The organism is Nocardia testacea NBRC 100365 (assembly GCF_000308775.1).
In the GTDB taxonomy this organism is placed as follows: Bacteria; Actinomycetota; Actinomycetes; order Mycobacteriales; family Mycobacteriaceae; genus Nocardia; species Nocardia testacea.
Genome location: NZ_BAGJ01000235.1, coordinates 1 through 6,350, shown reverse-complemented (window position 1 = coordinate 6,350; position 6,350 = coordinate 1). Strand labels below are relative to the sequence as shown.

Sequence of the window (6,350 nt, the reverse complement as noted above, 5' to 3'; positions counted from 1 at the left end):
GCGCGTAGGCATCCAGGCGCATCTCCCGCACCGCCCCGAGCCCGTGCCCCATGATCACCATCGGGCGCGGGCCGTTCAGCTCGGGTGCGGTGTACAACCATGCCGCGCACTCGTCCTGGCCAGAGCGAAACGAGACCTCACGCCGCCGCACCGCTACCGTCTCGCGTCGATCGGCAGGCCCACTGATTTCCATGACTCGCGTCCTCCCGCTTCACCACCGCTCTTCTTGGACGTCGTCCAAGAAGCAGGTCGCGGTTACGCTAAAGGCTTCTTGGACGACAGTCAAGAAGGCGGCGGGGCCACGGGTCTGCGTTAGTGGTAATCCAAGTGACGCCAGCGGTGTCGATGATGCGGTGGCGGCTACCGGAGGGCAGCCCGGCCGGCGCGCCAAGGCCAGGGTGTCAGCGCCCTCGACACGGTTGACTCCACGCGTCCGGCCACTGTTCATCAATTGATGTATTCATGGACACTTTTGCCAGAATAATCGCTGTTCATCGATTCTTTCAGCTGGGCAATCGTCCATAAACAGCCTATTCATGAACAGCGGCGGGAGAGGGGTGTCGCACCGAGTGTCGGATCGCTCTATGGACGTCCCTGTGTCGGAAGACTCCGTGCCCGAACAGATTCAGCCGCGGCTATGCGATGGTCGAGATAGGCTGCGGTGTACTGGGTTCGCCGTGGCTCGGAGATTGCGGACAGATCCTGATCAGTTCTGGTGCGGGGAGGATTGTGGGGATGGAGCCGGTGACGATGATCGTGGCCGCTGTGGCGGCTGGCGCGGCCGCAGGGGTGACGGGGGCGGCCGAGCAGGCCATTACCGACGCTTACCAGGCGGTGAAGCGGCTGATCGCTGCCCGGTACGGGTCGGTGGAGATCGAGGTAGTCGAGCGGCAGCCGGAGTCCACCGCTCGCCGCTCCGTGCTGGCCGAAGAACTGGAGTCGGTGGGCGCCGGAGATGACGAGGAGTTGTTGACCGCGGCCGAGCAGGTTCTTTTGGCGGTGCATCGGCATGCGCCGTATGCCGCCGAATCGGTTGGCGTCCAGTTGCGCCAGGTGCGGGCGGGTGAGCTGACGATCAGTGATATCTCCTCGGCTGGCGCCGGCGTGCGTGCCGAGAACATGTCGGTGGATGGCTCGTTCACAATCAGCGGGGTCAGGGCGGGAAATGGACAGCCGCCTCACCCTCCCATCGCGCAGCAGTAGACGGTCCGGTCTCTGCTGCGCAGTCCAGTTCACCTGCGGTTGCTCTGACTGAGGCGAACGTTGGATGGGGACGTGTCGGTCCATTATTCCGTGGTCCAACCACCGCCACCACGTCCCACCGCGGCCGGAACTCTGCCGCGCGACGTCAGTGCGCTTATGGGCCGCGGCGCTGAGCTGGAGCACATCGTGTCTTCGTCGGCTCACGGACGTGTGGTCTCCATCTACACCATCGACGGTATGGCTGGTATCGGAAAAACAGCGCTGGCGGTGCGGGCTGCGCACCAGTTGGCGCCCGAGTTCCCTGATGGGCAGTATTTCGTCGAGCTCCACGCTCATACACCGGGACAGACACCTGCCGAGCCGGTTGAAGCCCTGGCCAGGCTACTCATCGATGTCGGCGTCGACCCCAGCCTTCTGCCCGAAACCCTTGAGGGCAGACGAGATCTGTGGCGAGACCGCACCGCCGGCAAAAGAATGCTGTTGGTACTCGATGATGCCCGCGATCATGCGCATGTTGAGCCGTTGTTACCCGCGACTGGGGAGTGCCTGACCTTGATTACCAGCCGACGACACCTGACCGCCTTCGACGGCGCGGTCGACCTCCCGCTGGACACTCTCGAACCTGAAGCAGCTGCCGAACTGTTCGTCGTGCTCGCTCGTCGCCCCCCAGCCACAAAAAGCGAGCGAGACGCAGTGCGGGAGATCGTTCGGCTGTGCGGCTACTTGCCTTTGGCGATCGTGCTGCTCGCCGGTCGGCTGGCGCACCATCGGTCCTGGAGCATCGCCGAGCTGGCCTGTGATTTCTCTGCCGCCCATGACCGCCTCGACGAACTCGAAGCGGGCCCGCGGTCTGTCCAAGCGGCGTTCGCCATGTCCTACCAAGACTTGCCCCCGGAGCAACGGCACATGTTTCGTTGCCTGGGCCTTCATCCCGGTTCCGACTTTGACGCTCATGCCGCAGCAGCATTGGCTGGGGTCGCCCCGGGGGCGGCGCGCAAGCAGTTGGTCGCCCTCTACACGGATCACTTCATTGAGGAAACGCGCCCAGGGCGCTACCGGTTGCATGACTTGCTGCGCGCTTACGCCCGGGCGCGAGCTGATGCAGGTTCGGTCGAGGACAACACCGAGGCACTGCTTCGCCTGTTCGACTACTACCAGGTTGCGGCCGCTGCCGCTGACCTGTATCTGGCTCGCCGCACCCAACCAACCAACGAGTCCTTGCCTAGAGAAAGTCAGGCACGTAAGCATGAGAACGAGGTTCAAGCACTGAAGTGGCTTCGTACCGAGCGCGACAACCTTCTCGCCTGCATTGATTCCGCCTTGGAGTACCAGCCGCAACGTTCGATCAGACTTACCGAGATCCTCGCCAGCCTGCTTGAGCGCGATGGACCCCTGCGGCAGGCCGAGCACCTTCATCGCCGCGCTCTCCACACTGCCCGCCGTATTGGCGACCGTCTTGGCGAGGCCAACGCTCTCGCCAATCTCGGCGATACGCTCGAGGTCGATGGCGAATACACCGAGGCCGTCGACCTCCACCAGCAGGCACTCGACCTGTACCGCGAACTCGGTCATCGGACCGGGGAGGCCAACGGCCTATTCGCCCTCGGCTACATGAGCCGTCTAACAGGGAATTCCGCCGCGGCGCTCGATTTGCTGCAGCAAGCGGTGTCTTTATACCGAGAGATCGGTAGCCAGCGCGGAGAAGCTTTTACCCTCAACAACCTCGGTGATCTCCATAGACACACGGGCGACTATGAAGAAGCGGCCGAGCTGCTGCAGCGGGCGCTCGCACTCTTCCGCGGGCTCGGCTATCAAATCGGCGAAGCCGAAGCGCTTACAGAACTCGGCACCGTACGGCATCTGACCGGAGACCATGCGGCGGCAATTGACCTCCATGAGCAAGCTCTGGACCTTCACAGCCAAATGGGATACCGCAGCGGCGAGATCTACGTACTTATCCGGCTCGGTACGATGCATCGACTATCGGGTGACTATGTCAGGTCTCGCAACCTGCATGAGAGAGCGCTGGCATCGACCCGCGAGATCGGCAACCGGCGTCTGGAGACCGAAGCTCTCAACCACCTCGGAACGTTGCTACTGGAGCTCGGTGATCCGCAAGCCGCTCTAGCGACGTTCGCCGAGGCGCTTCCCCTCGCACAGTTGGTGCTCAGCCAGCAAGAGCAAGCACATGCGCTGGAAGGCGCAGCTCGCTCTGAGGCTGCGCTGGGCAACACAGCCGCTGCCGCAACCCAGCTACGGCAGGCCGTGCAGTTATATCGACAGCTGGCTTCCCCTGAAGCCGAGCCTGCGGCGGAATACTTATCGGAGATCGAGTGCTCACTCCCTCTCCGCGAGCATTGAGGTCTCCAAAGTCGGTCAGAGTCTGCACTCGAAGCAGCTCATATGTGTTCATCAATTGATCGTTTATTGAACACTCGGGCCGAAACCGGCTCCGGCACGGAAACGCCCAGGTCGGCCAAAACCGACGACTGTTCAATAAACGTGTCGTAAAGTCTTCCCGTTCAAAAACTCCGCAGCGCCCTTTTATGTACGATTCAGAGGTGACGGACACCGATGCGCTCGAACCACTCTCGCTCGACGGCGATGCCCTGGATCCGATCGGCGGGGGAGGAGCGCTGATCGGGTACGCCCGCGTCTCCACCCGGGACCAGAACCTGGACCGCCAGACCCGGGCGCTGAAGGCTGCCGGCTGCACGAAGGTGTTCGCCGATAAGAAGTCCGGAAAGAACATCGAGCGCGAGCAGCTCGCGAAGTGCTTGGACTACATGCGCGGCGGCGACACTCTCGTCGTCGCCTCCCTCGACAGGCTCGGCCGTAGCCTGCAGGACCTGATCTCGATCGTGGCCGACCTGCGCCGCCGCGGGATCGGGTTCCGGTCGCTGCACGAAGCGCTCGACACGACGACCCCCGGCGGGCGCCTGGTGTTTCATGTCTTCGCTGCGCTGGCCGAGTTCATCCGCGAGCTCATCGTCGACGGTACCCACGAAGGTCTCGCCGCGGCCCGGGCCCGTGGGCAGCGGCTCGGCCGGCCGCCGGCGATGAGCGAGGAGCAGATCCGCCAGGCTCGCACGCTGCTGACCCGGCCGGATGAGTCGGTGTCCTCGATCGCGCGGCTGCTGGGGGTCTCGCGGACCACGCTGTACAAATACATCCCAGAGCTGACCGCGAAAGGCTGAACGGCCGCGCCGAGCTTGTCGTCATGCCGGCCCCTGGGGACCGAATAGTTATCGCTGCCTGGTAGTTCTCCCGGCTGCAGCGGGCGGGCCGACGGGGTTTCGATCGGCGGCAGGCCACCGCGCAGGCCGGGCAGGCGTGCCAGGATGGACAGCACACGGTGGCGGCCAATCCGGCCACCGGCACGGCAGCAACAGACCGAATGCCCTGGACAACTGGCGGAACCAGCGGTCTCCGCCCACCCCGCCGGTCCCGCGACCGGCATCGCACTCCCCAACATCCCGGCCTTCGCGGCCCCATGAGAATGCAGAGGGAGAAGTTATGCGTGCATATGAGAACGTCCCGGTCGATCCCACGCTGACCCGCTTGTATCAGGATCTGCACCGGCATCCGGAACTCGGCTTCCAAGAACACCGGACCGCGGGCATCATCGCCGATCGGCTGAACCGGCGGGGCCTGCGGGTGACGACCGGGGTCGGCCGGACGGGAGTGGTGGGCGTCCTCGCCAACGGGCCCGGGCCGTCCGTTCTCCTGCGCGCCGATATGGACGCGCTGCCGGTGGCCGAGGAAACCGGCCTAGATTACGCGAGCACGGCAACGGCGACATCGGACGGCAAGGTCGTCCCGGTGGCCCACGCCTGCGGTCACGATCTCCATATCACCTGCCTGCTCGGTGCCGTCGACGCGCTGGCCGCCGATGCCGGCAGCTGGCGGGGAACACTGGTCGTGGTGTTCCAGCCGGCCGAAGAACTCGGTGCGGGGGCGCAGGCCATGGTGGAAGACGGCCTCTTCGACCGTTTCCCACGCCCGGATATCGTGCTGGGCCAGCATGTGTCCCCGCTGCCGGCCGGAACCGTCGCGGCGCATCCCGGTCCCGCCTACGCCGCCTCCGATTCGCTGCGGGTACGTCTGATCGGACGCGGTGCCCACGGGTCGATGCCGCAATCGTCGATCGACCCGGTCGTGATGGCCGCGGAAACCGTGCTGCGGCTACAGACCGTCATCTCCCGGGAGATCCCGAGTACCGCCACAGCCGTGCTCACCATCGGGTCGCTGCATACCGGCGACGCGGCCAATGTCATCCCGGGTGAGGCCGAACTCCAGCTCAATATCCGCAGCTACGACGAACAAGTCCGGCGGACGATCCTGGACGGTGTCACCCGTATCGTCCGGGGTATGGCCGCGACCGCGGGCGCGCCGCAGGAACCCGAGATCACCGAGACAGAACGGTTCCCGGTGGTATCCAACGATCCCGCGGCCCTGCGCAGAACACTCGACGCGTTCGCCGCCCGGCTCGGCGAGGACCACGTACTCGATCCGGGCGCGGGCGCCGGAAGCGAGGATGTGGGCATTCTGGCGACGAGCGCGGGGGCGCCGCTGGCCTACTGGCTGCTCGGCGGTAGCGATCCGTCCCTCTTCACCACCGGCGACCTGGACGATCCCGCCCTGCTGCGAGTGCCGTCCAATCATTCGCCGCACTACGCCCCGGCGATCGAACCGACCCTCCCGCTCGGAGTGACCGCGCTGGTCACCGCCGCACGTACCTGGCTCGCCACGGCCTGAGAGCCGCGCCGAGCCGGTCACCGCGACCGATCGGTGGTCCACACTCGCTGCCACATATGCCAGTCGGCTGGATGCGCCGCGATACCGCGGGTTCCGGTAGTAACCGCCGAAAAAACAACGGATATGGGTCTACTCCAACCCGACACTCATAGTTCCAGCACTGCAGAGAGATTCCTACGGACCATACGAGTGTTCGGGTGCTCCTCACCCAGGATCCGCTTGCAATCGGCGAGAGTCTGCTCCAATAGCGGGATCGCCTCGGCGGTCCGGCCCGCCAGCTTGTAGGCGCCGGCGAGGTTGTTGCGGGAGGACAGGGTGTTCGGGTCGTCGGGCCCCAGGGCCTGCTCGCAGTCGGCGAGAGTTCGCTCCAGCAGCGGGATCGCCTCCCC

General features: G+C 65.1%; 5 protein-coding genes and 1 pseudogene. 4 read left to right on the top strand and 2 right to left on the bottom strand.

Going from position 1 to position 6,350, the window contains the following annotated elements:
* Positions 1 to 193, bottom strand: a pseudogene (locus tag ON38_RS37160) (alpha/beta hydrolase); the annotation flags it as partial.
* A gap of 542 nt (positions 194 to 735) precedes the next feature.
* On the opposite strand from ON38_RS37160, the gene ON38_RS25815 reads away from it, so the two are divergent.
* The 4 genes from ON38_RS25815 (at position 736) to ON38_RS25800 (ending at position 5,961) form a co-directional block, all read left to right on the top strand.
* The gene (locus ON38_RS25815; RefSeq protein ID WP_039827616.1) at positions 736 to 1,203 is read left to right on the top strand and encodes a Het-E N-terminal domain-containing protein; all 468 of its coding nucleotides are present in this window, start codon (positions 736 to 738) and stop codon (positions 1,201 to 1,203) included.
* A 210-nt stretch (positions 1,204 to 1,413) separates the two neighbouring features.
* Positions 1,414 to 3,564, top strand: a complete 2,151-nt coding sequence (locus tag ON38_RS25810) for an ATP-binding protein (protein WP_169333297.1) — start codon at positions 1,414 to 1,416, stop codon at positions 3,562 to 3,564.
* Between the two features lie 200 nt (positions 3,565 to 3,764).
* Positions 3,765 to 4,400: a recombinase family protein gene (locus ON38_RS25805; protein WP_039827614.1), complete on the top strand. Its 636-nt coding sequence runs from the start codon at positions 3,765 to 3,767 to the stop codon at positions 4,398 to 4,400.
* Between the two features lie 319 nt (positions 4,401 to 4,719).
* Positions 4,720 to 5,961, top strand: a complete 1,242-nt coding sequence (locus ON38_RS25800) for an amidohydrolase (RefSeq protein WP_039827613.1) — start codon at positions 4,720 to 4,722, stop codon at positions 5,959 to 5,961.
* Between the two features lie 146 nt (positions 5,962 to 6,107).
* On the opposite strand, the gene ON38_RS25795 is transcribed toward ON38_RS25800, so the two are convergent.
* Positions 6,108 to 6,350, bottom strand: a 243-nt coding sequence (locus ON38_RS25795; protein WP_039827612.1) for a tetratricopeptide repeat protein, incomplete at its 5' end; no start/stop codon positions are given.